At 61.3% G+C, this 26,354-nt stretch carries 15 protein-coding genes; 6 read left to right on the top strand and 9 right to left on the bottom strand.

Annotated features, from left to right (window positions below):
• Positions 1-56: 56 nt before the first annotated feature.
• The 5 genes from IP79_RS14035 to IP79_RS14015 all read right to left on the bottom strand — a co-directional run bounded on the left by IP79_RS14035 (position 57) and on the right by IP79_RS14015 (position 7,977).
• Positions 57-1,727, bottom strand: a complete 1,671-nt coding sequence (locus IP79_RS14035) for an MFS transporter (RefSeq protein WP_054119912.1) — start codon at positions 1,725-1,727, stop codon at positions 57-59.
• A 142-nt stretch (positions 1,728-1,869) separates the two neighbouring features.
• Positions 1,870-2,307, bottom strand: coding sequence for an META domain-containing protein (locus IP79_RS14030; protein WP_054119911.1), 438 nt, complete (start codon positions 2,305-2,307; stop codon positions 1,870-1,872).
• A 145-nt stretch (positions 2,308-2,452) separates the two neighbouring features.
• Complete coding sequence (locus IP79_RS14025; RefSeq protein ID WP_054119910.1) at positions 2,453-2,752, bottom strand: hypothetical protein; 300 nt, start codon at positions 2,750-2,752, stop codon at positions 2,453-2,455.
• A gap of 116 nt (positions 2,753-2,868) precedes the next feature.
• The gene (locus IP79_RS14020; protein WP_054120017.1) at positions 2,869-5,715 is read right to left on the bottom strand and encodes a M16 family metallopeptidase; all 2,847 of its coding nucleotides are present in this window, start codon (positions 5,713-5,715) and stop codon (positions 2,869-2,871) included.
• A 45-nt stretch (positions 5,716-5,760) separates the two neighbouring features.
• Positions 5,761-7,977, bottom strand: coding sequence for an acylase (locus IP79_RS14015; protein WP_082337234.1), 2,217 nt, complete (start codon positions 7,975-7,977; stop codon positions 5,761-5,763).
• 217 nt (positions 7,978-8,194) lie between these two features.
• On the opposite strand from IP79_RS14015, the gene clpB reads away from it, so the two are divergent.
• The 3 genes from clpB (at position 8,195) to IP79_RS14000 (ending at position 16,694) form a co-directional block, all read left to right on the top strand.
• A complete protein-coding gene (gene clpB, locus IP79_RS14010) occupies positions 8,195-10,771 on the top strand; it encodes an ATP-dependent chaperone ClpB (RefSeq protein WP_054119909.1) in 2,577 nt (858 codons plus the stop codon).
• A gap of 364 nt (positions 10,772-11,135) precedes the next feature.
• Positions 11,136-14,561 carry a TonB-dependent receptor domain-containing protein gene (locus IP79_RS14005; RefSeq protein WP_054119908.1) on the top strand — a complete coding sequence of 1,142 codons (3,426 nt, stop codon included), beginning with the start codon at positions 11,136-11,138 and terminating at the stop codon, positions 14,559-14,561.
• Positions 14,562-14,705: 144 nt separating this feature from the next.
• Complete coding sequence (locus tag IP79_RS14000; protein WP_054119907.1) at positions 14,706-16,694, top strand: alpha/beta hydrolase family protein; 1,989 nt, start codon at positions 14,706-14,708, stop codon at positions 16,692-16,694.
• A 76-nt stretch (positions 16,695-16,770) separates the two neighbouring features.
• Here IP79_RS14000 and IP79_RS13995 read toward each other — a convergent pair whose 3' ends face one another.
• Positions 16,771-17,331, bottom strand: coding sequence for a hypothetical protein (locus IP79_RS13995; RefSeq protein ID WP_054119906.1), 561 nt, complete (start codon positions 17,329-17,331; stop codon positions 16,771-16,773).
• Between the two features lie 275 nt (positions 17,332-17,606).
• Between IP79_RS13995 and IP79_RS13990 the strand changes: the two genes are divergently transcribed.
• Positions 17,607-20,582 (top strand): TonB-dependent receptor domain-containing protein, encoded by a 2,976-nt coding sequence (locus tag IP79_RS13990; RefSeq protein ID WP_054119905.1) that lies wholly within the window; start codon positions 17,607-17,609, stop codon positions 20,580-20,582.
• A 118-nt stretch (positions 20,583-20,700) separates the two neighbouring features.
• Here IP79_RS13990 and IP79_RS13985 read toward each other — a convergent pair whose 3' ends face one another.
• Genes IP79_RS13985 through IP79_RS13975 form a run of 3 tightly spaced genes read right to left on the bottom strand, consistent with a single transcriptional unit; the run spans position 20,701 to position 24,052 of the window.
• A complete protein-coding gene (locus tag IP79_RS13985; RefSeq protein WP_054119904.1) occupies positions 20,701-21,594 on the bottom strand; it encodes a class I SAM-dependent methyltransferase in 894 nt (297 codons plus the stop codon).
• On the bottom strand, positions 21,591-23,324 hold the full coding sequence (locus IP79_RS13980; protein ID WP_054119903.1) for a tetratricopeptide repeat protein: 1,734 nt from the start codon (positions 23,322-23,324) through the stop codon (positions 21,591-21,593). The genes IP79_RS13985 and IP79_RS13980 overlap by 4 nt, the downstream gene beginning before the upstream one ends.
• The gene (locus IP79_RS13975) at positions 23,321-24,052 is read right to left on the bottom strand and encodes a 2OG-Fe(II) oxygenase (protein WP_054119902.1); all 732 of its coding nucleotides are present in this window, start codon (positions 24,050-24,052) and stop codon (positions 23,321-23,323) included. Before IP79_RS13975 ends, IP79_RS13980 begins: the two co-directional genes overlap by 4 nt.
• A gap of 190 nt (positions 24,053-24,242) precedes the next feature.
• Here IP79_RS13975 and IP79_RS13970 point away from each other — a divergent pair, with 190 nt between their 5' ends.
• Positions 24,243-25,412, top strand: a complete 1,170-nt coding sequence (locus tag IP79_RS13970; RefSeq protein WP_054119901.1) for an acetyl-CoA C-acetyltransferase — start codon at positions 24,243-24,245, stop codon at positions 25,410-25,412.
• Positions 25,413-25,535: 123 nt separating this feature from the next.
• A complete protein-coding gene (locus tag IP79_RS13965) occupies positions 25,536-26,321 on the top strand; it encodes an SDR family NAD(P)-dependent oxidoreductase (protein WP_054119900.1) in 786 nt (261 codons plus the stop codon).
• The last annotated feature ends 33 nt before the right edge of the window (positions 26,322-26,354 follow it).

Raw genomic sequence — 26,354 nt, 5'->3', positions numbered from 1 at the left:
AAGCAAAGGGGCGGCACCATGCGGCACCGCCCCCGTTTGCGACCCTTGCGGGCAAGCTATTGGTCGATATTGCGGCGGAAGGTTTCGGGCAGGAACAGCAGTCCGATCACCACCGTGGCCGCGCAGATCGCCACCGGATACCACAGGCCGAAGTAGATATTGCCCGTCGCTGCCACCATCGCAAAGGCGGTGGTAGGCAGGAACCCGCCGAACCAGCCATTGCCGATGTGATAGGGCAGGCTCATCGCGGTATAGCGGATGCGGGTGGGGAACAGTTCCACCAGCAGCGCGGCAATCGGCCCGTAAACCATCGTCACCAGCAGCACGAGATAGGTGAGGATGGCGATCACGGCGGGCGTGTTAATGGCATCCGGATCGGCCTTGGCGGGATAGCCAGCCTTGACCAGCGCCGCCTTTGCCTCGTCCTGGAACGCCGTAATCGCTGCCTTGCGGTCATCGCCTGTCACCTTGGCCGGATCGGGCGCGGAGAAGGTTTCTTCGCCGATTGTGATCTGTGCGATGGTACCCGCTGCGGCTTCGACCTTGCTGTAGCTGACGCCGCTTTTGGCAAGGAAGGATTTGGCAATGTCGCAGCTTTTGCTGTCGAACTTGTTCTTGCCGATCGGGTCGAACTGCACCGAACAATCATCATCATTCACGATCACGCTAACCGGAGCGCTGGCCTGCGCCTTGGCGAGTGCCGGATTGGCCGCTTCGGTCAGGGCGTGGAACGCGGGGAAGAATGTCACCGCCGCCAGCGCGCAGCCGGTCAGGATGATCGGTTTGCGGCCGATCTTGTCCGATAGCCAGCCGAAGAAGATGAAGAAAGGCGTGCCGATGGCCAGCGCCACCGCGATCAGGATATTGGTGGTCGCGCCGTCCACCATCAGGATCTTCTCGAGGAAAAACAGCGCGTAAAACTGGCCAGTGTACCACACCACGGCTTGCCCCGCGACTGCGCCCAATAAGGCGATCAACGCCCACTTGCCGTTTTTCCAGTTGCCGAAGGCTTCGGAAATCGGCGCCTTGGAATTGGTGCCTTCTTCTTTCATCTTCTGGAAGACAGGGCTTTCCTGCAACTGCATCCGGATCCACAGCGACACGCCCAGCAGCAGCACCGAAATCAGGAACGGCACGCGCCAGCCCCATTCCTTGAAGGCTTCTTCCCCGATCATGGTGCGGGTACCGATCACCACCAGCAGCGCGGCAAACAGCCCGAGCGTGGCAGTGGTCTGGATGAAACTGGTGTACAGCCCGCGCTTGTTGTTGGGGGCATGTTCGGCAACGTAGGTTGCCGCGCCGCCATATTCTCCGCCCAGCGCAAGGCCCTGCAACAGGCGCAGCACCACCAGCATGACGGGGGCAGCAACACCGATGCTGGCATAGTTCGGCAGCACACCCACGGTAAAGGTGGCAAAGCCCATCAGCCCCATGGTGACAAGAAAGGTGTATTTGCGCCCGACCAGATCGCCCAGCCGCCCGAACACCAGCGCGCCGAAGGGCCGCACCGCAAACCCGGCTGCAAACGCGCCCAGCGCGAATATAAAGCCGGTGGTCTCGTTTACCCCGGAAAAGAACTGCGCCGAAATGATCGTGGCCAGCAGGCCATAAAGGTAGAAATCGTACCATTCGAACACCGTGCCCAGCGACGAGGCCAGGATGACGCGCTTTTCCGTCCCCGTAACCTTGTGATGCTTGGGCAGGGCGTCATCATATGCCGTCGCCATTATCCGTCTCCCGCTTTTCTGCTCGTCCCCTGGCGACCACATGGCGGCGCCCTTGTCGAGGATTGCATCGTCGCGCGTCAGGGCCCGGCTTGATAGCTAGACCTTGGTCGCATGGCCGGGAATGTAGGGTAGCGGGGCGAGGCTACTCGATGGCGGCGAAGGTGAAGCGCAGATCAGGGGTCTCGATCACCAGCTGCCGCCCGTCCAGCGTAGTGGTGAACCGCTGCGCATCGGCAAGGCCGCTCGCCATCTGGTCGCCAAAGCTGGGCTGCGGGCAGAACATCCGGGTGCCTGCCACCGGGCCGATGTTGATGTTACCGGCCCCGTTGGCCGGCTGACCGGCCGTCCAGCTGGAACGGCCGCGATTGCAATCGAGCTGAAGCTCAAGATCGCCGCCATCACGGAACGCCGCCGTGTGTCGCCGCTGTACCGCAGGCGTCAGCGTGGTGGTGCTGCCCGAGGTGTCGATCGACACCAGCTGCCATTCGGTGCCCGCCAGCGGGTGCATATCGGGAATGGTCATGCAGGCGCCAAGGCCAAGCATTGCGATACCGGCGGCAAGTACGACACCAAACTTCATCCCCTGTCACTCCTGATGCATGGACTGCCCGTTAAAGTAAGGTGCGATGATGAATGCAGGCAATCTGCTGCATCATCCTGCCATGAAAAAAGCCGCCGGAGCGCGAACTCCGGCGGCTTTTCACGTCTTGATCTGGCAGAAGCGATCAGGCTTCGCGGGTGCCCGAAAGCGGCATTGCGCCGAAAGCACCAGCATTGACCGAACCGGTCAGCGTGTCGCCATCAATGGTCGCTTCGCAATCGAGCGTCATCGGCATCGGCACGACCATGTTCATCTTCCACGAGATGGTGTTGCCGCTGACAGTGCCGTCATTGATATCCATCGAACCGAGGCTGCCGACCAGCGAACCCGAAAAGGTATCGCCATCGGGAACCACGGTGAGGGTGCCGGTCTGGTCGCCCATCGGGCTTTTCACGATGGTCTTGTAGGTACCTGCAACAGACATAATCCACTCCTTGGCTTGATCCGGCCCGTCTGGCGAACCGGGATTTCAGGCTGCGTTACTTACACCAATGTCAGCGCGCTTCAACCGGATTTGGGCCGAAGCGCGCTGCCATCCGGTTACTCGCCTTCCATTTCGCGCTGTTCGATCGGCAGGCCGAGCGGTTCGAGCTGGGCGCGTACCTTGCTGGCATCGCCAACCACCACCCAGACGAATTTATCCGCATCGATCGCCGCGCGCGCTGCAGCATCAAGGCTTTCGGTGGTCTGCGCGCGGTAGATGCTGGCCAGGGTTTCCTGATAGTTGTCGGGCCGGCCGAACAGGGCATTGCCCTGCATCGCACCAAGCACGGCGGGCGAGGTTTCGAACTGGCCGGGCAGCGCGCCGACCGAAGAGGCAATGCTGCGATCCAGTTCTGCTGCGGTCACGCCCTTTTCGGTCAGGAATTCCTTGGTCTCGCGCAGCATTTCGGCCAGCGAATCCCCGGTGCGGTCAGCCTGCACCCCACCCGAAATGGCATAGACCACCGCGTTTTCACGCGCCTGCGTGCCGCCGCGCACGCCATAGCTCCAGCCCTTAGTCTCGCGCAGGTTCATGTTGAGACGAGCGAGGAAGTTGCCGCCCAGCGAATTGTTGGCGCTGTTGAAGGCGATGAAGCCCGGATCGCCCGCATCCAGCGGCGTGACCTGCGCGCCGATGATGAAACTTTGCGGCGAGTTGGGGCGGTTCACGAGGATGATGCGGTTGCCCGCGCCTGCCTGTGTCGCAGTAACCTGCTTGGTGCCCTTGGCGGCAGCGGGTGCTTTCCAGTCACCGAAACTGGCGTTGAGAGCGGTTACGATCTCGGTCAGCGGACGATCGGAAATCACGAAGACTTCGCCATTGTCCGGACGGATCCAGCTGTCCTTGAAGGCAACCAGATCTTCGCGGGTGATGCTGCTGACGCTTTCGACCGTATTGACCCCGCCATAGGCGCTCTGCGCACCGAACAATTCGGGCGCCAGCGTCCGCTGGGCGATGCCCTGCGGCGATTTCATCGACTGGCGGATGCCGGTAACGGTCTGGGTGCGCACGCGCTCCAGATCGGCGGGGTTGAACGCCGGTTCGCGCATGATCTGGCGCATCAGATCAAGACTGGGCGCAAGGTTGGCGGTCAGTGCCGACATGGTGAAGCTCGACCGGTCATCGCTTCCGCCGGAATTGATGCTGACACCCAGCCGTTCGCTCGCTTCGGCAATCTGCTGTCCTGTCAGACTGGCGGTGCCTTCAGTGAACAGGTTCATGGTCATGTCCTGAAGCCCGGCCTTGCCCGCCGGATCGGCCGCGCCGCCAGCATTGAAGCTCATCGTCACATACGTCGCCGGAACCGCAGTGCGGCGGGCATAGGTAACCTTCATGCCGTTCTTCAGAGTGGCGCGTTCGACATCGGGGAAATCGAGTTCCGCGGTGGTGTCGATTGCCGGCTTGGGCCGTTCCAGCGTCACGGTCAGCGTTTCGGCCTCGCGATCGCGCTCGCTGGCGTTGGCATCACCGCCGACCGATGCTGCTTCCTCATATGAGCCATCGCGCTCGCCCGGCTCCAGCACCAGCGTGAAGGCAGGGCGGGTCATCCAGCGCGCCATCGCGTCCTTGACATCGGCCGGGGTGACTTTGGCCAGCCGTTCGAGCTGGGTGGCATAGAACGAAGCATCGCCCGCCAGCACTTCGCCATTGGCGAGCGTCACGGCCTTGCCGCCAAACCCGCCGACCTGTTCCAGCCCGCGCACGGTACGCGCAAGGCTGCTGGTGGCGGCGCGGCGCACTTCGTCCTCGGTCGGGCCTTCTGCGATAAACTTGGCCACCAGTTCGTCCAGCCGCGCTTCGAGCACTGCGAGATCCACGCCCGGCTTGGCGGTCGCGCTGACCGAAAGCAGGCCGACCCGCTGGAAGTTGCTGCTGCTCGCCGAAACGCCAACCGCCAGCTGCTCATCGCGCACCAGCACTTCATCGAGGCGGCTCGAGGCCAGACCGCCAAGGATCGCGGCTCCGACATTGAGCGCGGTCAGATCGGCATCGGTGATCCCCGGCCCCGGCCAGTAACGGGTGACATTGGTCGCGGCGACCTGATCCTTCATCACCTTGCGCACGTCCTGTGCCAGCATCGGCACGTCGGCAGCGGCGGGAGTGTTGACGGGGCCGCGCGCGATGGGGCCGAAATACTTTTCCGCCAGCACGCGCGCTTCGGCGGCCGAGATATCGCCTGCCATCACCAGCGTGGCATTGTTGGGGCCGTACTTGTCAGTGAACCACTTGCGCACATCGTCCATCGATGCCGCATCAAGATCGGCCATCGAGCCGATCACCGAGTGGTGATAGGGGTGGCCTTCGGGGAACATGGTTGCCAGCAGTTCGTAGAACACCAGACCGCCGGGCTGGTTATCGCCCTGACGCTTTTCGTTCTGCACCACGCCGCGCTGGTTATCGAGCTTCTCCTGCGTCACCGCGCCAAGCAGGTAGCCCATGCGGTCGCTTTCCAGCCACAGCGCGCGTTCCAGCGCGGGGCGGGGCACGGTCTGGAAATAATTGGTGCGGTCGAAATTGGTGGTGCCGTTGTAATCGGTGGCACCCATTTCGGCGAGGTACTGGAAATAGTCATCGGGCGCGTTTTCCGATCCGTTGAACATCAGATGTTCGAACAGGTGGGCAAAGCCGGTCTGGCCCTTGGGCTCGTCCTTCGAGCCGACATTGTACCACACGGCAACGCCGACAACGGGCGCCTTGCGGTCTTCGTGCACGATCACGGTCAGGCCGTTGTCGAGCTGAAACTCTTCGTAAGGGATCTGCACCTGCGCAACCAGTGCGGGCAGATCGGCAGTCGCCTGCGGCGCGGCGGTGGCGGCGTGATTATCGGCCAGCGCGGGAGCAAAAGGCACGGCAAGCGCAAAGGCGAGCGCCGAAAGGCTGGCGGCTGCAAAACGAGATGTCATGAACGAAAGCTCCATTGGAAGAAAAGTCATCGGAAATTGGAGTGGTTAGCGCGCAGAGTCCACCCTGTTGGTCACCACGCGCCGGCTGCTGGCATTCGCCAGCAGATCATCGCGCCAGAAATGCACCGGCTTCAGCTTGTGATCGACGAACAGCTTCATCTGGTCGGTGTAATGCGGACTCTGCGGCCGGGTGGTGGCCGCGCCAAAGGGCTGGATCGAGCGCGACGATACCCGCTCGCCCGGCATCCATTCGATCCACATGATGAAGCTGTCACCATGTTTCAGGCTGAGCCGCCCGTCTTCGGCAACATCCCAGGTGGTCGAAGCGCGCAGAGTGTCCGAACCGCCGTCCAACGGCAGATCAAGATCGCCCTGCCGCAGCCGCAGCAGATCGGACATGGGCGGATCGAGCCGGCCGAAATGGGTGGTGAGATGGTCAGCGGCAGCTTGCAGCTTTTCCGCAACATCGGGGAAGGGTTTCTGGTTGTAATCGGCGGACATGAAGTCACGGATCATCAGCAGAGCGAGGGCATCGGCGCTGCCCTTGCCATCGGCGGTGAAGTCCCATGACAGCATCAGGTCGCGCGCTTCGGCCAGTTTTCCGTCAGCCTTCACCTCTGCCATCCCGTCGAACAGCCGCGCAACATAACCCTGACGTTCATAGCCGGTGTCGTACTTGATCGCCTCCAGCGTTGCCCGGTCTAAAACGCTGGCTTCGGACAGCAGCTTGTAGGCGCGCCATGAACGGTTGGTCTGTTTGCGCTCGATACCCATGACCGGAGAGAACGCGTCAGGCGAAAGATCGCTCCCCGCGCCAGCAGCCGTGAAGGGTTCGTTGTTGGAATTGTACAGCCACCCGCTCGCCGGGTTTACGATTTTGGGCAACGCGGCATAATCGACCGCGCCCTGCCAGATCAGGTCACTGCGATTGCCGGGAAGCACATTGCGCCAGTCGGCCTCGATACCCTCGGGTCTGTTCGGGATTGCGGCATTGTAGACATAGGCGATGGTGCCGGTCTTGTCGGCGTAGATGAAGTTGGTCGAAGGGATCGCCAGCCTTGCAATCTGTGCCTCCCATTCGGCAAACGTGGTCGCCTTGTTGATGCGGTAATAGGCATCGAGCTGTTGCAGTTCACCAATGCCGCCGTAGCGGATGGCGAAGGCGCCTTTTTCGTTGCGGATAACCGGCCCGTGAACGGAACGCAGCACTTCGCGGCGGATTGGCAGCACCACCGGACCGACTTTCACCGGCAACGTCACCCATTTGCTTTCCAGTTCCCGCCACTCGCCGTCCAGCTTGTAGCGGGTGCCGGCCTCGTCGAGTTCCAGTTGGTAGATGTCGATCATGTCAGGCGTGTTGACCGTATTTGTCCAGCCGAGATGTTCATTATGGCCAAGGAACGGGAAGGGCGATCCGGGGAAGTTCGCGCCCGCGAAATGCCAGCCTTCGCCGCTTTCGACCACAAGTTCATACCACGCGACACCGCCGCGCAGGGGCTGGTGCGAGTTCGAAATCAGCGTGGTCGGCCCGCCCGATTTCTTCGGGCTGACAGCGAAGGCATTGGAGCCGAGGTGTTCGGCATCTTCGCCGATGGGAAGCACGAGCGTGCGCGCCTGGTCCGGCGCGGCGACCGCGGCAGGTTCGGCACCTGGCAGTGGTGGCCGCGGAAAGCCGGGGATGTCCGGCCCGTGTTCGCGGCGCAGGTCTTCGCCTGCCACCAATGGCCCGATAACGCCGTCAAGGCCGAAGAAGAAGGGTTGGCGCAGGGCAAAACCGGCCGCCACGTCCATGCCGTTGAGGGGGAACAGGTTGGCGAGCTTCACTTCGCCCGGATGCTGTTCGGCATACTGGTTCAGGCCGGCAGCATAGGCTTCGAACAGAGCGCGGGTATCGGCGGGCAGTTTGGGATATTCCCGCTCTGCCGTGCCGCGTGCGTCGATCAGATGGTAGGCATAATCGATCTTCGCGCCTTCTTCGCCTGCGATCGCGCCGTAACGCCCGCGGCTCATCGCGACCACGTCCTGAAGCGTGAAGAAATCATCTTCGGCATGGGCGATAGCCACCCCGAAGGCGGTGTCGGCATCGGTCTTGCCGGTAATGCGCGGCACGCCAAAGTTATCGCGGGCAATTTCGGAGGAGTAGGTTCGCGTCGCGGGTGCTTTGGCCGCGCTGGCAAAGAAGGGCTCCCACGTGGCCAGCGCTGCAAAGGTCAAGACCAGCACGGCGACAACTGCAATCAGGCCGCCCTTCAACCATTTCATGCGGATTTCTCTCCCAAATCGCGTGGTGCTCCATCGCTTGGACATGGGGGGAGGTCAAGGTTGCTGGCGCAGGCATAGGCCCTCTTGCCTTGCGCTTCGAACGAACCCACTTACTTGACTAATACACCTATGCGCTGCTTTTTCGTGCCGCAGGGGCTTGTGTTGCCAATGTGCAACACTATCTCGGCGCGGTAACCTTTGGAGGGGTTAGACGATCATGAATCTCGAAAAGTTCACCGACCGGGCAAAGGGCTTCCTGCAGGCCGCGCAAACCGTCGCCATCCGCCTAAACCACCAGCGCATCACCCCGCTGCACCTGCTGAAAGCGCTGTTGGAAGATAGCGAAGGCATGGCCGCCGGCTTGGTGCAACGCGCGGGCGGCCAGCCTGCGCTGGCGGTGGCCGCAGTCGATGCGGGGCTCGCGAAGATTCCGGCGGTCACCGGCAGCGGCGCGCAGGCGACCCCGGGGCTGGATAATGACGCGGTGCGGGTGCTCGATTCTGCCGAACAGATTGCTGACAAGGCGGGCGATTCCTACGTGACGGTAGAGCGCCTTTTGGTCGCGCTTGCCCTGTCCCAGACCGCCGCAGGCGAGGCCTTGAAGGCGGCCAGCATCACCCCTCAATCGCTGAATGCGGCGATAGAAGCGCTACGCGGCGGCAAGCGGGCGGACAGCGCCAGCGCCGAAAACACCTATGATGCGATGCAGAAATTCGCCCGCGATCTGACGCAGGCAGCACGCGACGGCAAACTCGATCCGGTGATCGGCCGCGACGAGGAAATCCGCCGCACGATCCAGATTCTTGCACGGCGTACAAAGAACAATCCGGCGCTGATCGGCGAACCGGGTACCGGAAAAACCGCTATTGCTGAAGGGCTTGCGCTGCGCATTGCCAACGGCGACGTGCCCGATAGCCTCAAGGGCCGCACCCTGATGAGCCTCGACATGGGCGCGCTCATCGCAGGCGCGAAGTATCGCGGCGAGTTCGAAGAACGCCTGAAATCGGTGCTCGATGAGGTCAAGAACGCCGATGGCCAGATCATCCTGTTCATCGACGAGATGCACACCCTGATCGGGGCGGGCGCATCGGAAGGCTCGATGGATGCCTCTAACTTGCTGAAACCGGCGCTTTCCCGCGGTGAATTGCACTGCATCGGCGCGACCACGCTCGACGAATATCAGAAGTATGTCGAAAAAGACCCCGCGCTCCAGCGCCGCTTCCAGCCGGTGTTCATTGCCGAACCGACTGTTGAGGACACCATCTCGATCCTGCGCGGGATCAAGGACAAGTATGAACTCCACCACGGCGTGCGCATAACCGACGGCGCGATCGTCGCCGCGGCGAAGCTGTCCGACCGCTACATCCAGAACCGCTTCCTCCCCGACAAGGCGATCGACCTGATGGACGAGGCAGCGTCCCGCATCCGCATGGAAGTGGAAAGCAAGCCCGAGGAAATCGAGGCGCTCGACCGGCGGATCATCCAGCTGAAGATCGAGGAATCCGCCCTGGGCAAGGAAACGGACCAGAACTCCAAGGATCGGCTCGTCGCCCTGCGCGAGGAACTGGCTAACCTCGAACAGCAATCGGCCGAACTCACCACGCGCTGGCAGAACGAGCGCGACAAGATTGAAGCGGAAAGCCGCATCAAGGAACAACTCGACGCCGCCCGGCTGGAGCTCGAACAGGCCCAGCGCACCGGCGATCTCGCGAAGGCGGGCGAACTTTCCTACGGGCGGATTCCTGAACTGGAAAAGAAGCTCGCCGATGCCCAGGCATTGTCCGAAAATGCGATGCTGCGCGAGGAAGTGACCGAGGAGGACATTGCCAGCATCGTCAGCCGCTGGACCGGTATCCCGATCGACAAGATGATGGCGGGCGAGCGCGAAAAACTGCTCCAGATGGAAGCGATCCTCGGCAAGCGGGTGATCGGCCAATCGCAGGCAATCGAAGCGGTATCGAAGGCGGTTCGCCGCGCGCGCGCCGGACTGCAGGATCCCGGCCGCCCGCTCGGCAGCTTTCTGTTCCTCGGCCCCACGGGCGTTGGCAAGACCGAACTGACCAAGGCTCTGGCCGGGTTCCTGTTCGATGATGATAGCGCGATGGTGCGCATTGACATGAGCGAGTTCATGGAAAAGCACGCTGTCGCCCGCCTGATCGGCGCGCCTCCGGGCTATGTCGGCTATGAAGAAGGTGGGGTGCTGACCGAAGCCGTGCGCCGCCGCCCGTACCAGGTGGTGCTGTTCGACGAGGTCGAGAAGGCCCACTCCGATGTATTCAATGTGCTGTTGCAGGTGCTCGATGATGGCCGCCTGACCGATGGGCAGGGCCGCGTTGTGGATTTCAGCAACACGCTGATCATCCTGACCAGCAACCTCGGTAGCCAGTATCTCGCCAACCTGCCCGACGGGGCGGAACCCGCAACGGTCGAGAAGGACGTAATGGACGTGGTGCGCGGGCATTTCCGGCCCGAGTTCCTGAACCGGCTGGACGAGATCATCCTGTTTCACCGCCTTGCGCAGGAACACATGGCCCCGATCGTAGAGATTCAGGTGAAGCGGGTGCAGAAGCTGCTCGCCGATCGTAAGATCACCATCGATCTGACCGAAGCGGCTCTGCGCTGGCTGGGCCGCGTCGGCTATGATCCCGTTTACGGCGCAAGGCCGCTGAAGCGCGCGGTGCAGCGGTATCTGCAGGATCCGCTCGCCGAGATGCTGCTGGAGGGCAAGCTACCCGATGGCAGTACGCTTGCGATTGACGAGGGCGATGGTCAATTGACGATGGCGATTCGCTGATTTGCACGCCGCGATCCGGTCATTGCGGCCACGCAAGAATGTAACCTTACTGCGTTCAATTCGGACAGCTCAGCGATTTGTTGCGTGCAGGCCACCCTCTGATTTCGTATCTGCAAAGGCAAGAAGTAACAAAGTTGCGTCATTTGTCGTCGTCTGAGCCTGAATGTGGGATTAACGCAACACCACCCGGAAAAGTTCGGCGCTACGGCGGGGCGCTTTGACATCAAACTTTCGCTATTGCACAAAACAGTCACTGCGGGGACTGAATTGGGTAACCATTGATGCGTTCGCCTTCCACATGGGGCAATTTTGTGGGGCGGGTGCGGTTGCCTTGATGTCTCCGGTTTGGGCAACTGGAGTGATCATGAAGAAATTTCACAGTAATTCGATCAAGGCGCTCGCCTTTTCCGCTTCCGCGATTGCGTTCGTCGTCGCTGGCCCTGTTTATGCGCAGGATGCTGACGAGCCGGCACAGGATGAAGAAGAACAGGCTGACGTTACCACTGCCGCCCCGAGCCGCACTGATGGTGGCAACATCACGGTGACTGGTTCGCGCATCGTGCGCGACACTTACAGTTCGATTTCGCCGCTTCAGGTGCTTACCACCGAAAATCAGCAGGCTGTCGGCGCGTTCGACCCGGCGCAGATCCTGCAGCGTTCGGCTGCTGCTGCCGGTACGCAGATCGATGCTACTTTCAATGGCTTTGTGCTTGATAACGGCCCGGGTGCGCAAACGATTAACCTGCGAGGCCTTGATCCGAGCCGCACGCTCCTTCTCGTCAACGGACGGCGCCTGTCGCCGTCGGGTGCGGAGGGTGCGCCAACGAGCCCGTCGATCAATCTCATTCCGGGCACTCTGGTTGACCGCTTCGAAATCCTGACCGACGGTGCTTCGTCGATCTATGGTTCTGACGCGGTCGCTGGCGTGGTCAACGTTATTTTGCGCAAGGATTTCAACGGGCTTGAAATCCAGGGCGTTGGTGACATCAACCCGCAAGGTGAGGGTGAAGACTACACCATCTCTGCTGCATGGGGTAAGAACTTCGATCGCGGGGTCTTCGGCATCGGTGCCGAATATCAGGTGCGCGAGGAGTGGAAGCTGCGCGATCGCGACTTCCTGCGCGGTTGTACGACCAATCTTGAAGAAGATGCGGATGGTAACATCTATCGTCTTGGCATCTCTGACAACGCGGTGGTTCGTTCGCGTTCGAACAATACCATCGGTGTTTCGGAAAGTGAGTGCACCGTCACCGGGATCGGTGGCCGTATCTTCCAGCCCTACGCCCGCTTCGGTTCGGTATACTTCCCTGCCAACGGCAATATTGCCAACTTCCCGATCGATCCTCGCACCGGTCGTCCGTTCAATTTCGCGGAAAACACCAACGCCTTCGGACGAGAGCTCGACATCAACGGCGACGGCATCCGGGACGTGGATTTCCAGAACGTCAACACCAATGCGAGCCCGGAAGAACTCGACCGCACCATCGTTTCGGGGCAAGAGCTGGTCAACGTTTTTGCCTACGGGGAGTACACCTTCCCGGGCGCTGGCAACATCACACCCTTCTTCGAGGCAGCCTACACTCGTGCGGAAATCAAGAACACGGGCGCGGGTCTGCCGCAGATTTTCCCGTCGGTTCCGGCAGCAAACCCCTTCAATCCCTGCAACTTCGTGACCAACGCCAACGGGGTTGATTGTCGTTCGGTTGACAACGCGCTCCAGGGACTGACCAATGGCGTGCCGCCCGCATTGTCGGTTGGCATTCCGGTGCCGACGCTGCCGATCGTCTCGATCCGTGGTGACCGTAACAACTTCGAAGTCGTGCAGGAACAGTACCGCGGCGTTCTCGGTGTGCGCGGCGACCTTCCCTTCATCGGCTCTTCGTGGACGTTCGAAGTCGCTGGCACCTACTCGCGGTCGCAAGGCAAGTCCTCGCGCTTCGGTATCCGCGAGGATCGTCTGGCGCTCTCGCTCGGTATCGACCCGACCGCGGATTTTGACGGCGACGGTGTATTCGACAATGACGGTGACGGCATTGCGGACGACTACAACGATGCCATCGATATCTTCTTCGGTGATCCGCTCTACATCGGTGAGTGCAACGTGGCTGGCCTTGCCAATCCCAGTGCTGCCGCACCGGGCCTTGCTGACGGCTGTGTGCCGGTCAATCTCTTTGCTCCAAGCGTGCTTTCGGGTGCCGTGGGCGACTTCGCCAGCCAGGCTGAGCGCGATTACCTCTTCGATAACCGCAGCTTCAACACGATTTACGAGCAGAAGATGTTGTCGGGCTATGTCACCGGCGACCTCTTTGAACTGCCTGCGGGCCCCGTAGGGGTGTCGTTCGGTGGTGAATGGCGCGAGGACAAGATCGACTCTCAGCCGAGCTTCCTTGCCTCGAACGGCCTGCTTTTCGGCTTCTTCGCTGATGGCGGCGCTAGCGGCTCCAAGTGGATCCGCGAACTGTTCGGCGAAGTCGACGTCCCGCTTATGGCAGGCAAAACGATGGTCGAAGAGTTGACTGTCAACGTCTCGGGCCGTCTTACCGACGAAGAGTTCTACGGCACCAACGGTACCTTCTCGCTCAAGGGCGGCTGGCGTCCCGTGGCCCCGCTGCTGCTGAAGTTCAGCTATGGCACATCGTTCCGTGCGCCAAACCTGCGCGAGAACTTCCTGCGTGGCCAGTCCGGTTTCACGACCCTGTTCGATCCGTGCGCCGTTCCAGATGCTGCATTTGTCAGCGGGGCCTATGATGGGACGCTCGATCAGCGTGAAACCTTCATCATCGACAACTGCACCCGCGAAGGTCGCGATCCGACCCGCGTGGGTATCGACTCCGAGAATCTCAACACCATCTCATCGGTGAGCGGCGAGATTACCCAGGGCGGTTCGCTCGACATCGAAGCTGAAACTTCGCGGTCGATCACAGCAGGTTTCGCGTTCGAGGAAGATTGGGCCAGCGGCTTCCGCTTCGGTTTCAACTTCAACTACTACGACATCAAGATCAAGGGCGCGATCATCGAGCCTTCGGGGCAGTTCATCATCAATGACTGTTACCTGCGGGAAGATTCTGCTCGCAGCGAATTCTGCGATCGTATCGAGATCGATGCGAGCGATCGTTCGCTGATCAGCGGTGTGCAAGCCGGCTTCCTCAATCGTGACCAGGAATCGGTGCGCGGGATCGATCTCAACTCCAGCTTTGGCTATCCGCTGAATCTTGGCAGCGAGACCATCGATCTGTCGCTTAACTTGCAGGCCAACCACCTGATCGAACGGTCCAACGTCCAGCGGACAGGCGTCGACACCTTCGTGACGACGAACTTCACCGACCGCTTCGGTTTCCCTGAGTGGACTGGTCTTGCGACCTTCGGGGCGCGGTGGAAAGATTTCCTGTTCACCTATCAGGTGCGTTATATCGACGCGATCGGGAATTCGGACTCGGATGGTGTGGGCTGGCGCGATCGCATCGGGTTTGGCGATGCGTTCAGTGGCGGACCGGAAGGTCAATTCTCGCCGACCTGTCTTGGCAACGGCTCGCCCAATGGCGTCGTTCCGGGTGACGGGGTGTTCTGCCGGCCGGTTGGCACCGCGGACGAATATTTCGAGCACACCACTTCGGTGCGCTGGGATAATGGTGATCTGCGCTTGATCCTCGGCGTTCGGAACCTCTTTGACGAAGCGCCGCCGCAGGTTTCTTCACGTGCCGGCATCCTTCAGATATCCAACACCCCGATCGGGAACGGCTATGATCTCAACGGCCGTGAATTCTTCGGCCAGGTGCTTTATCGCTTCTGACGAATGTCCTGATTTGAATTAGAGATGCGGCCTCTCGGTACTTGCCGAGGGGCCGCATTTTTCGTTTACTGCCTCACAGCGATCAGGTTCTTTTCCAACCATCGATCACTATGTTCAAACTTCAGTTTCAGGAAAACCACGCCGATGAAACTTCTCAAGGTCTCGCTCACCGCCGCATTGGTCGGAGTCTCTGCACTCGGCCTTGCCACTGCCGCCCCCGTCCCGACGCAGGCGCAAGGCAACGTTCCGATCGAGGTGTGGGCGTTGCGTGATGTTGTTAGTCAGGTGCAGTTGTCGCCGGACGGTAAAAACGTGCTAGTCCACAAGGTCGAAAGTCGCGAAGGCGACTACCTTCTCGAGATCTATAGCGCTGATGATCTTTCTAAGCCTTTGCGGCGGCTCAACGCTGATCCCATGGAGATCGTCACAGCAACCTGGGTGAGCGGGACGAAGATTTACGGGACCGCATGGCAGGTGGTCCGCAAGACGGTCAAAGGCCAGGAAGAGGATGTGCGGGAATACGCTTCGTTCTTCTACGATCTTAACGAGAACAAGTTCAGCCGGGTTGATGGCAATTTCGGCTTGGTCAACACCTTGCCAAAGGAGCCGAATGAGATCCTCGTTTCGACCGGAACTGCGGTCGGCGACTCCACAGGCAGCGATCCCTTCGCCCGGTTCCGCCCGCGGTCGTACTACCGGTTCAACCTTGAGACAGGCGCGCGAACGCTGGTGCTGCGCGGTTCGACCAAGTATCCCCAGGCGACCTTCGACAATGAAGGCAACCCGCGCTTTACTCAGAGCATCGATCCGGCAACGAACAAGCTGCAATTCTACTACCGCAAGCCGGGAGACGGTTCCTGGTCGCAATTCCTCGAATTTGACCTCAACGATGTGAACAACGTTGCAACTGTCTACACTGGTCTTCCCGGTCTGGCCGGCCTCGACCCTGAAAACCCCAATCTTGGTTACTTCATCAATTGGGCCGAAGGGGAGGACAAGGCCGCGTTGTTCGAATTCGACTTCAATTCAGGCACGCTTGGCAAAAAGATTTTCCAAGACAAAGATGCGGATGTCATGGGCATCCAGACGCATTCAGTCCCTGGCAACGACAGGATGGTCGCAGCGATCTATTCCGGTGCAAAAATGGAAAGACACTGGTTCGACCAGGAAGAAAAGGCGCTGTACGAGGCGCTTGAGCAGCAGATCCCTCACGCCCATCAGCTCAGCATCTCGAGCCGTTCGATCGATGGCCAGTCGATGATCGTGACCAATCGCGGCCCTCGCGATCCGGGTTCATTCTGGCTGGTCAAGGATGGCAAACTTGCCAAACTCGGCAGCCGGAACCCGTTGGTCAGTCCGGAAGCGCTCTCCGATGTCGAGTATATTCGATACAAGGCGCGCGACGGACGAACGATCCCGGCATACCTTACCAAACCCAACGGCACAGGCCCGTTCCCCCTCATCGTCATGCCGCACGGCGGGCCGATGGTGAACGAAGTCGTCAGTTACGACGAGTGGGCCCAACTTCTTGCCAATCAGGGCTACATGGTGCTTCAGCCGCAGTATCGCGTCAGTGTCGGCTGGGGGCGCGAGCATTTCCTTGCCGGCTTCGGCGAATACGGCAAGGCAATGCAGGATGATAAGGATGACGGCGCACTTCATCTGATCAATCAGGGACTTGTCGATCCTGATCGCATCGCGATGTTCGGCTGGTCGTATGGAGGCTACGCGGCGCTCGTTGCAGCGAGCCGCGAGCAAAACATCTATCAATGCACGATTGCCGGTGCGGCGGTTTCAAACTGGCCGAAGCTAAAGCTGGTATGGGGCCGCGGGCGTGACAGCGCGGTTGATAAGTATTGGCTGGACACCGCCTTCGGAGTGAATCCGGTCGATGAAGTGAGCAAGGTCAACATACCGTTGCTGATGATCCACGGTGACGTCGACCGGCGCGTGCTGTATTATCACTTCACCGACTACAAGAAGGCCTTCGAAAAAACCGGCAAGGAAGGTGAGTTCATCACACTCGACGGCGCCGATCACTTTTCGAACACGCTGATGTACACGCACCAGCAGCAGCTTTACACCAAGATGCTGGATTACCTCGCCAATGATTGCGGGCCGGGCGGGCTCTGACCGCTACAGCCTGCACAAACAAAAAGAGCCCGGTCATTGCTGACCGGGCTCTTTTTGTTTCACATAACAAATTGGCCTACTGAATACGCTTGCCCTTTACCCCCATTTGCCCGTTGATGCGGATGAAGAAGAAGCCGAGCGACGCCTTCTTGAACTCTACGGCCTCGCCGCCTTTGATCGGCGCAAGCCGGGCCGGGGCATTGTTGATTTCCCAGATCGCACCCTCTGCAGTGGTGAAGCGCCAAACCTTGCCGCTAAGCTGGCGTGCGCTCGTGATCGTGGTCTCAAACCGCTCGCTGGTTTCCTTGTCCCGATCATCGCCTTTCAGGATTTCGATTTCGGGCACCGTAAAGCCGAACAATTGCCGCCTGGTCTGCCGCAGGTCTTCGCGGTCGACGATCCGCACATCCCCTGCATCGCGGGCTGCCACAATTGCCCCGGCCTTTGCGTCATAGCATGCAAGCCGCTCACCCGGATCGCCAATGGAGCGGCATGTTTTGAGCGCTTCGATATAATCCTCAGATGCGGCAGGCGGGGCATCCTGTGCCAGTGCCGCGACAGGTAGCGTGGCTGCAACAAAGGCCGCAGCAGCGGTGCACGGCCCGATAATCCGGATCAAAAGGTGCGGGCGGGTCATCTGCGGCTCTCCTCGTGGGGGTACTGTCCATAGGTCTGGAGCGCGGCTGCGCCCTGTATGCGGGATCAATAAAGCCAAACAATTCCCAGAGGAAGCCTCTCCGCCACATAACTGTAGCGTGATTGCAACAGTTGCCAGTGAACTGTCCTGGTCAAATCGCTCGCAGATTGCAGATGGTGAGTCGAATGACCTAATGGCGCAACATCCGGGCAACCCGCTCGTGACTTTTGGATAACGTGCGCCGTAATGGCGACACGTGCATCAAGGGGAATAAAATGAACCGCTTCAACAAGGCATCGCTCCTCGCAGGGACGATCATGGCCGGTGCCGTTATCGCATCGCCCGCCTATGCACAGGACGCTGGGGCCGAAGTCGCCGCAGAGACACGTGAAGACAACTTCATCGTCGTCACCGGCTCGCGCATTCAGCAGCGCAACGTCGAAACCGCCGCTCCCGTCGCCGTCGTCGGCGCCGAGGAATTTTCTCTGTCGGGTGCGGTTAACGTTGAAAACGTGCTGAACACCCTGCCGCAGGTTATTCCGGGCACCACCGCGTTCTCGAACAACCCCGGCACTGGTGCTGTCACGCTCAACCTGCGTGGCCTCGGCTCGACCCGTACGCTGGTGCTGGTCAATGGCCGCCGCTGGGTGTCGTTCGACACCAACCAGGTCGTCGATCTCAACACCATCCCGAGCTTCCTGCTTGAATCGGTTGACGTCGTGACCGGTGGTGCATCGGCAGTTTACGGTTCGGACGCTCTTGGCGGCGTTGTGAACTTCAAGCTCAAGAAGGTCGAAGGCCTCGAAATGGGCGGCCAGTACTCGCTGACCGAGCGCGGCGATGGCGCCCGCTATCAGCTCTATGGCGCAATCGGCACCAGCTTTGATGATGGCCGCGGTAGCGCCACCGTCTATGGTGAATACTTCAACCGTGAATCCGTGTTCCAGGGCGATCGCGGCTTCTCGGCAGTTGCACTGGGCGGTGAAACCCAGGGCGCGCAGCTGCAGGCCTTTGGTTCGGGCGCACTTCCGGTTGCACGTATTCTGGCTCCGGCCAACGTGGCAATCGTCGCCAACCCCGGCACCTTCGCAGACAACCCGCAGAACTTCGCCAACCTGGCGACCGGCAGCGTCCTTCGTGACGGCCTGTTCCGTGCTCCGGGCACCGCGACCCCGACGGCTGGCGATACTTACAACTACGCTCCGGTGAACTACCTGCAGATCCCGCAGGAACGTTACCTGTTCGGCGGTTATGCTGATTATGAGTTCACCGATGGGCACCGCGCCTACACCGAAGTGACCTACGTCAACAACCGCGTCGCTCAGGAACTGGCGGCAACGCCAATCACCGGCACCACCAATGTGAACATTGCGGCAGTATCGCAGTTCCTCGATCCGGCTGCTCTGGCTGCCTTCAACCAGCTCGATGCCAACCAGCAGGCCGCTGATGCACAGCGCGTGGCCAACGGCCTTCCCGCGCTGTTCACGCCTGGTGTTATCCGCGCAAACGTTTTGCGCCGGACCACCGAGACTGGCCCGCGTAACTCGCTCGATGAGCGTAACGCGTTCCGTGTTCTGGCTGGTGTTACCGGTGCGATCACCGACAACATCAACTACGATGCCTATTATTCCTATGCCCGCACCCGCAATGCGAACGTGCAGTCGGGGAATATCTCGCGCTCGGCGTTCAACCGCGGTCTTGATGGCACCGATCCTGCGATCAACATCTTCGGCCCCGACACACTGACGCCGGAAATGGTCCAGCAGATCAGCATCCAGGCGCAGAATGGCGATATCTCGACCGTTGAAGTTGCTGCAGCAAGCATCAATGGCTTCCTCGGCAACCTCGGTTTTGGCGGTGATGACATCGGCTTCGCCGTTGGTACCGAATATCGCCGCGTTGCCGCCCAGTTCATCCCCGATACGGCGCTGTCGTCGGGCGATGTCGTCGGCTTCAACGCTGGTGAAGCCACCGAAGGCGCTTACAACGTCAAGGAACTCTTCGCTGAAGTTATCGTCCCGATCATCGAAACCGAAAGTGGTCTGAGCCTGACGGTCAACGGTGCAGCACGTTATTCCGACTACTCGCTCGAGAATGTCGGCGGCGTCTGGACCTATGCCGGCGGCGTGCAGTTCCGTCCGTTCGAAGACGTGATGTTCCGCGGTCAGTACCAGCGTGCGGTTCGTGCACCCAACGTGCAGGAACTGTTTGGTGGTCAGGCCATCGGCTTCCCGGGCGCTGTTGATCCCTGCGCAAGCGCAGACTTCATCGCTGCCAATCCTGGTGCCGCAGCGACCTGTATTGCTACCGGCGTTCCGGCAGGCAACATCGGCGGCGGTCAGGCCGTGCAGCTTAACGCGCAGATCCCTGCACTGTTCGGCGGCAACCCCGATCTTGGCGAAGAAACCTCGACCAGCTGGACCGCTGGCGTTGTTCTGCAGCCGTCTTTCCTGTCGGGTCTGACAATCACCGCTGACTACTACAACATTGAAGTAGAAGACTTCATCACCATCGCTGGTGGTGGTCTGCAGGGCCTTCTGAACCTGTGCTACGGCACGGCTCAGGACGTAAACAGCCCGCTTTGTCAGCCGTTTGTGGGCATTCGCGATGCCGATGGCCGGATCGACGTGGGCAACCCCCCGCTGATCGGTGGCATCAACGCTGCGAACCTCGCAACTTCGGGTGTCGACCTTCAGGTCAACTATCGTGGCAGCCTGCCGTTCTCGCTGCTGACCGATACGGGTTCGTCGCGGTTCGACCTGAACTTCAACGGCACCTGGACCGACAAGTACGACTTCACCCCCGTGGTGGGTCTGCCTGATGTTGACGAGTGCGCCGGACGCTTTGGCGGCAACTGCGGTCAGCCGATCTCGTCGTTCAAGTGGGCTTCGCGCCTGACCATGATCGACGGCCCGCTGACCACCAGCGTGCGTTGGCGCCACCTGTCGGCGGTTGATGATGCCGATGATGATACCAACTTTGCCGACTTCAACGGCATCGAGCGGATCGGCGCATATGACCTGTTCGATCTGACCTTCGCTTTTGAAGCGACGGAGAACGTGACCTTCTCGATCGGTGTGAACAACATCTTCGACACCCTGCCCGGGACGCCGACCTTCAACGGTGTGACGGTCACCAACCGTCCGAACAGCCTGCTGCTTGGCGATAACCAGGAACAGGGCAACACCTACCCGAGCGTTTATGACGTGCTGGGTCGCGACTTCTTCGCATCGGTTGCCTTCTCGTTCTAAGAAGACAAACGGGCGAAAGCCGAAAAGAAGGGCGGCGGACTTCGGTCCGCCGCCTTTTTTCGTGTCTGCGTATAAACTGGCGCCAGCGACCCGCCGCCTACGGCGAAGGGCAGGAAATTCAGGAGAATGTCAGGAAGGAGGCAATCGCCCGACCAGACGGCTCGGCAACCTGATTTTCCGAGCGTAGCTGCAGCCCCTGCGCACTGAACCCAGAAGTGATGGCATCGCGCTGATCGGCGACCGCGCAAGCGCGGGCGAGCGAGTTGATCCGCCCGATCTCGTTCTGCGCACGCGCCTCAATCTCGTGAAGGGTGGCAATGATTGACGGCAGGCCGCTATCCGCCCCCATCAAAACCGCCCGGCGCATCGCTTCGGGGATTTCCCAGGCGGGACTGGCCTCGCCAAATTTGTCGGCACCCAGCATACTGATCGCTGCCGCCACTTGCGCAGCGACCTGTGGGCCACCTTGCGGGGATTCCAGCGCTGTGACCATGATCGTGCCGAGCCGCTGCTCAGCCAGCACCCAGTCGATGCCAGCCTGACGGGAGAGATTATGTTCAAGGATCGGCCCGTCACCGCGATGCACCATCAGGCCCACTGTGCCGCCGGGAGCCAGCACGCGGGCAATTTCTGCGGGAGTCTTGGCCACATCGCCGTACTCAAAGCCGAACTGGCTGACGACTGCGCCAAATTCGTCTGCGTCGAACGGCAGATCCTCCATCGGTATTCCGCCGCGCGTCTCTGTGCCCTGCGGGGATGCGGGAAGGGTAGGGGCAAGGTCGACCCCAATGAGCGCCAGATCATCACGCTCGGTCCGCATCCAGCCCAGCACACGTCCGTCCCCGGTGGCAAGATCCAGCACCCGGGCAGCCTGAGGCAGGTTAGCGATAAAGCCGCCCCATGCCGAACGTTGTGCGTCCTCGATCGCGGCCCAGCGTTGCGGCAGACATCCGCCGCCGCCCGCCCCGGTATTGGCAGCCCAGAAATCGCTCCATGCTACGGCGTCGTTCATGTTCGGGCTCCTGGGGCAGTCACGACATCAAAGGCGACGGTCATTCGTTCCGCTGCGGCAGAGCCTGCCGCACCGAACCGCGTTGTGCCGTGATAAAGGGTTGATGGGAACAGCGCGAGATGCGCTTCCTGCGGCGCAATGACGCGCAAAGGTGCAAGATCAAGTCCGAGATCGGGTGGCGGGCGTCCGATCTCCAGCCAACCATTCCTGGCGTCCTCGTCCCGGGCAGCATCAGGCACGACTAGATACAGCGCCGAGGAGACGATCCCTTGCGGGTGGATATGCGCGGTGTGGTAATCGCCCGCACCATCGTCCCCGCCGGTTAACCGCACCGACCATGATCCCAGCAACTGCCAGGCAGCATCGCGGTGGCGCAGCAGCGGGTGCGCGTCGTCTTGCGGGGAAAGCGCACTGCGGTAGCTTTCCAGCGTCGCGCGGATTGCATCGTGCAGTCTTGCCAGCACCGGTTCGGTCCGGTGAAACAGGATGCCGCGGGTTTGCGTGCCGCCCCGCAGCGATTGGCCAAGGGGCATCGATGACGCGGCGTGCAGCTTTCTCAATTCGGCAATGGCATCATCCAACAGGCCCCCATCGGCCTCCAACGGGCGCAATTGCACCAGGCCGGGCTGACCGTGCAGCCATTCGGCACGGGGATCGTCTGCAAGCCGCCACGCAATACCGCGCAGTGCCCAGGCCGAAATATCCCATGGATCGGGTTCCAGCGCACGCCCTAGCAAGCGTTCAGCCGCAGCGGGATCGCGCACCCGCAACCGATGCCGTGCCTCATGGAGAAAGCGCAGCGGGCGTTCATCCGTGAGGGAGGCGAAGATAGCCTCCGCGCGATTGAAGTCTCCCGCAGAGCCTGCGTGAATCGCCTCAAGCAGTGCGAAATGGGCTTCGCCCGGAAAACGGCGGCGTGCCTCGGCTGCGACTTCGGCAGCTTCTGCGGCGAAGTCGAGCCCGGCAAGCGTTTCGATATGGGTGGCTGCGATGGCTGCATCCTGCGGCATGCGCTGTGCGGCTGTGCGAAACGGCGCGGTGAAATCGGCCTCTCCCGCTGCAAGCCGCAAGCCGGACAGGAAAGTCAGTGCGGCGAGAAAGCCGGGCAACTGGCCTATGATCTGTTCAGCAATGGCCCGCGCGCCGCCAACATCGCCCGCCACTTCCAGCGCCTGTGCCTTGCCCAGCCACAATTCGGGATCGCCGGGGCTCGCCGCCAGTGCTCGGTTGAACTTTTGCACCGCATCGGTCTCGCCGCGTTCCAGCGCCAGCCGTGCGCGGCCGTGGAGTGCGCGGGGGCGGTTCGGTTCAATCCCCAGTGCGATATCATACCAGCTTGCGGCTTCGGCCGGGCGGCCCAGCGCACGTTCTGACATGGCGCGCACGCTGGCATGGCGGGCATCGCGGCGGCCAGCGGCCTCATACCGGGCCAGCGCCGCAATGGCGCGATCATGGCGGCCAAGCTGTTGCAAAGCGATGGCGTGATTGACGGCGTAGTCGTTCACGGCCGGCGCGGCGGCGCAGGCAGCTGCGAAATGCGCATCGGCGGCGGTAGCATCGCCTGCCTTCATCGCCAGATCGCCTGCCGCATCGGCCAGAGGTGCATCATCCGGGAACGCCCGCCGCGCAGTTTCGGCAAGGGCGCGTGCGCCTGCCATATCGCCCGAATGCAGCGCCATGCGCATCTTGACCAACGCTTCGGCAGCTGAGGAGGCCGGTTTGGTGTTCATCCGCTGCGCAGCCAGCCGGTCACAGCCATCCTGCCCAATGGCGCGAAAGGCGGGACATAGCTGACGAGATGTGGCTGAGGCACGCGGAACAGGTTGAGAGCGTTGAAGCGGGGCCGGAAACCTTCCACCACATCGCCATCATCATCAAGGAACAGAAGATAGCCGCCCCAATCGGGATGCCAGTCTTCCCGCGCCAGATTGAGGACGTAGGCGACTTCCCAGCCTTCGGCCACGTGGCTGTCGATGTGGCGGCCCAGATAATGGCCGGGCGCGTACAGGGTGCTTTGCCCATCGGCCTTGTGCAGACCGGGCAGCCCTGTGACTTCGCGTGCAAAGTTCATGAAATCGGGCGCGTTGAGGTGTTCAAGCAGCACCTCGTGCGGTCCGCCCGGGTCCCAGCCTTCCTGTACCGCAGTCAGGATCGGGTAATGCGCGAAGCGGAAGCCATATTCGCCGCGGGCACTGTGTTCTTCGGCATTGCGGGCGGCTTGCTGCAAGGCCTGCTGGGCTTGCGGATCACGCGTTTCGGCGGCGCGAAAGCTGCGCGGCGGGGCATCGCCAGCACCCACCGCCATGCCCCACGCGGTGCCTTTGGCCAGCACCATCAGCAATTCACGCGCGCTTTGCGGGGTGAGGACATCTCGCACCTGCACGCGGCCGGTGGCGGCAAATCGTGCTGCAAGGCCTGCGCGGTCAAGCGCCGGGTTGAGTTCAAACAATGTTCGCATAGGCACGGCGGACTGCTGCCACTGTGCAGCGTGCATGGCAAGCACCCGGTCACATTGTTACCATCCATTTTGCTCGCTTGATTTGACCCCCTTGCTCCAATAGGCGGGTGCCATAAGCGGGTGGCGAAGCGAAACTGATTGCGCCGCCACGCGCCCGGCCCGGTGAAGGGGCCTGCGAAGGGAGAGAGATATGACCACTGCCTATATCGTTGAAGCCGTGCGTACCGCTGGCGGCCGCCGCGGCGGACGTCTGGCCGGAGTGCACCCGGTTGACCTTCTGGCGCAGTCGCTCGATGCGATTGTCGAACGCAGCGGGATCGATCCTGCGGCGATTGACGATGTGATTACCGGCTGTGTCAGTCAGGCAGGGGAGCAGGCATTGCAGGTGGGGCGGATGGGCGTGCTTGCGTCCAAGCTGCTGCCGCAATCGACCCCGGCGGTGACGATTGACCGTCAGTGCGGCTCCAGCCAGCAGGCGATCCAGTTCGCAGCCCAGGCCGTGATGAGCGGCACGCAAGACGTCGTGATCGCCAGCGGCGTGGAAAGCATGACCCGCGTGCCGATGGGGTCGAACGTCACGCTGCACATGAAAGAAGGCCTTTATGCCAAGGCCGACGGTATCGAAGCGAAGTTCCCCGGCATCAATTTCAGCCAGTTCATGGGCGCCGAGATGATCGTCAAGAAGCACGGCTTCACCAAAGATGATCTCGACCGGTTCGCCTATGCCAGCCACCAGAAGGCGATCGCCGCGACCAAGGCTGATGCTTTCGGGCGCGAGATTGTGCCGGTTGCCATCGAAACACCCGAAGGTCAGGCGATGCATACCGTGGATGAAGGCATCCGCTTCGATGCGACGCTGGAAGGCATTGCCGGGGTCAAACTGCTTTCGCCCGACGGTGCGTTGACGGCGGCGTCGTCCAGCCAGATCTGCGATGGTTCCTCGGCGGTGCTGGTGGTGAGCGAGGCGGCGCTGAAGCGCTATGGCCTGACCCCGCTGGCGCGCATCCACAACCTTACCGTTACCGCAGGCGATCCGGTGATCATGCTCGAAGAACCGCTGTTCGCGACCGACCGCGCCTTGCAGCGCGCCGGGCTGACGATCGACGATATCGACCTGTTCGAAGTCAACGAAGCCTTCGCTTCGGTGCCGCTGGCCTGGCTGAAGCACACCGGGGCTGACCCTGAGCGGCTCAACATCCATGGCGGTGCGATTGCGCTGGGCCACCCGCTTGGCGCCTCGGGCACCAAGCTGATGGCGACGCTGGTTCACGCCTTGAAGCGCAACGGCAAGAAATATGGTTTGCAGACCATGTGCGAAGGCGGCGGTGTCGCCAACGTCACGATTATCGAGGCGCTTTGAGTTCAACAACCAACCCCGTTCGTGCTGAGCTTGTCGAAGCACAGTCCTTCCTGAAAGGACGCGGGACAGAAGAAAGTGCAGCCCTTCGACAAGCTCAGGGCGAACGGTAAAAGGAAATCTCAGATGGAAGTTTCAACCAATACCCCTGCCGTCGTGACCGGCGGTGCTTCGGGCCTCGGCGCGGCCACCGCGCGCGCGCTGGCGGCCAAGGGCGCCAAGGTCGCGATCTTCGACATGAACGAGGAAAAGGGCGAAGCGCTTGCGGCCGAAATCGGCGGCGTGTTCTGCAAGGTCAATGTGACCAGCGATGAAGACGTTGATGCTGGTTTCGCCAAGGCGCGTGCCGCCCACGGGCAAGAACGGATCCTTGTGAACTGCGCCGGGATCGGCAACGCGATCAAGACCGCCAGCCGTTCCAAGGAAGATGGCTCGATCAAGCACTTCCCCGTCAGCGCGTTCGATTTCGTCATTCAGGTCAACCTGATCGGCACCTTCCGCTGCATCGCCAAATCGGCTGCGGGGATGATGAGCCTCGATCCGATCGACGAAAATGGCGAGCGCGGGGCAATCGTCAACACCGCTTCGGTGGCGGGCGAGGATGGCCAGATCGGTCAGGCGGCCTATTCGGCATCGAAGGCTGGCGTGATCGGGATGACCCTGCCCATCGCGCGTGACCTGATGAACGAAGGCATCCGCGTCAACACGATCCTGCCGGGCATTTTCGACACCCCGCTGCTCGCCGCAGCGCCCCAGAACGTACGCGATGCGCTGGCGGCTTCTGTGCCGTTCCCCAAGCGTCTGGGTATGCCGGTGGAATATGCCAAGCTCGCCATGACCATGATCGAAACCGGCTATTTCAATGGCGAGGACGTGCGTCTGGATGGCGGCATACGGATGGCCCCGCGCTGAACCAGAACGCCCGATGTTTCACGTGAAACATTG

This window comes from Porphyrobacter sp. AAP60 (assembly GCF_001296025.1).
GTDB lineage: Bacteria > Pseudomonadota > Alphaproteobacteria > Sphingomonadales > Sphingomonadaceae > Erythrobacter.
The sequence above is the reverse complement of the archived record's forward strand: the minus strand, read 5'-3'. Positions and strand labels throughout refer to the sequence as shown.

Bases quoted from the DNA above. Each gene is read 5' to 3' on its own strand.
- IP79_RS14015 (WP_082337234.1), bottom strand. From the start codon at position 7,977: ATGAAATGGTTGAAGGGCGGCCTGATTGCAGTTGTCGCCGTGCTGGTC.
- IP79_RS13965 (WP_054119900.1), top strand. From the start codon at position 25,536: ATGGAAGTTTCAACCAATACCCCTGCCGTCGTGACCGGCGGTGCTTCG.
- IP79_RS13975 (WP_054119902.1), bottom strand. From the start codon at position 24,052: ATGCGAACATTGTTTGAACTCAACCCGGCGCTTGACCGCGCAGGCCTT.
- IP79_RS14025 (WP_054119910.1), bottom strand. From the start codon at position 2,752: ATGTCTGTTGCAGGTACCTACAAGACCATCGTGAAAAGCCCGATGGGC.
- IP79_RS14020 (WP_054120017.1), bottom strand. From the start codon at position 5,715: ATGACATCTCGTTTTGCAGCCGCCAGCCTTTCGGCGCTCGCCTTTGCG.
- IP79_RS14030 (WP_054119911.1), bottom strand. From the start codon at position 2,307: ATGAAGTTTGGTGTCGTACTTGCCGCCGGTATCGCAATGCTTGGCCTT.
- IP79_RS13970 (WP_054119901.1), top strand. From the start codon at position 24,243: ATGACCACTGCCTATATCGTTGAAGCCGTGCGTACCGCTGGCGGCCGC.
- IP79_RS13995 (WP_054119906.1), bottom strand. From the start codon at position 17,331: ATGACCCGCCCGCACCTTTTGATCCGGATTATCGGGCCGTGCACCGCT.
- IP79_RS14005 (WP_054119908.1), top strand. From the start codon at position 11,136: ATGAAGAAATTTCACAGTAATTCGATCAAGGCGCTCGCCTTTTCCGCT.
- IP79_RS13980 (WP_054119903.1), bottom strand. From the start codon at position 23,324: ATGAACACCAAACCGGCCTCCTCAGCTGCCGAAGCGTTGGTCAAGATG.
- IP79_RS13985 (WP_054119904.1), bottom strand. From the start codon at position 21,594: ATGAACGACGCCGTAGCATGGAGCGATTTCTGGGCTGCCAATACCGGG.
- IP79_RS13990 (WP_054119905.1), top strand. From the start codon at position 17,607: ATGAACCGCTTCAACAAGGCATCGCTCCTCGCAGGGACGATCATGGCC.
- IP79_RS14035 (WP_054119912.1), bottom strand. From the start codon at position 1,727: ATGGCGACGGCATATGATGACGCCCTGCCCAAGCATCACAAGGTTACG.
- IP79_RS14000 (WP_054119907.1), top strand. From the start codon at position 14,706: ATGAAACTTCTCAAGGTCTCGCTCACCGCCGCATTGGTCGGAGTCTCT.
- clpB (WP_054119909.1), top strand. From the start codon at position 8,195: ATGAATCTCGAAAAGTTCACCGACCGGGCAAAGGGCTTCCTGCAGGCC.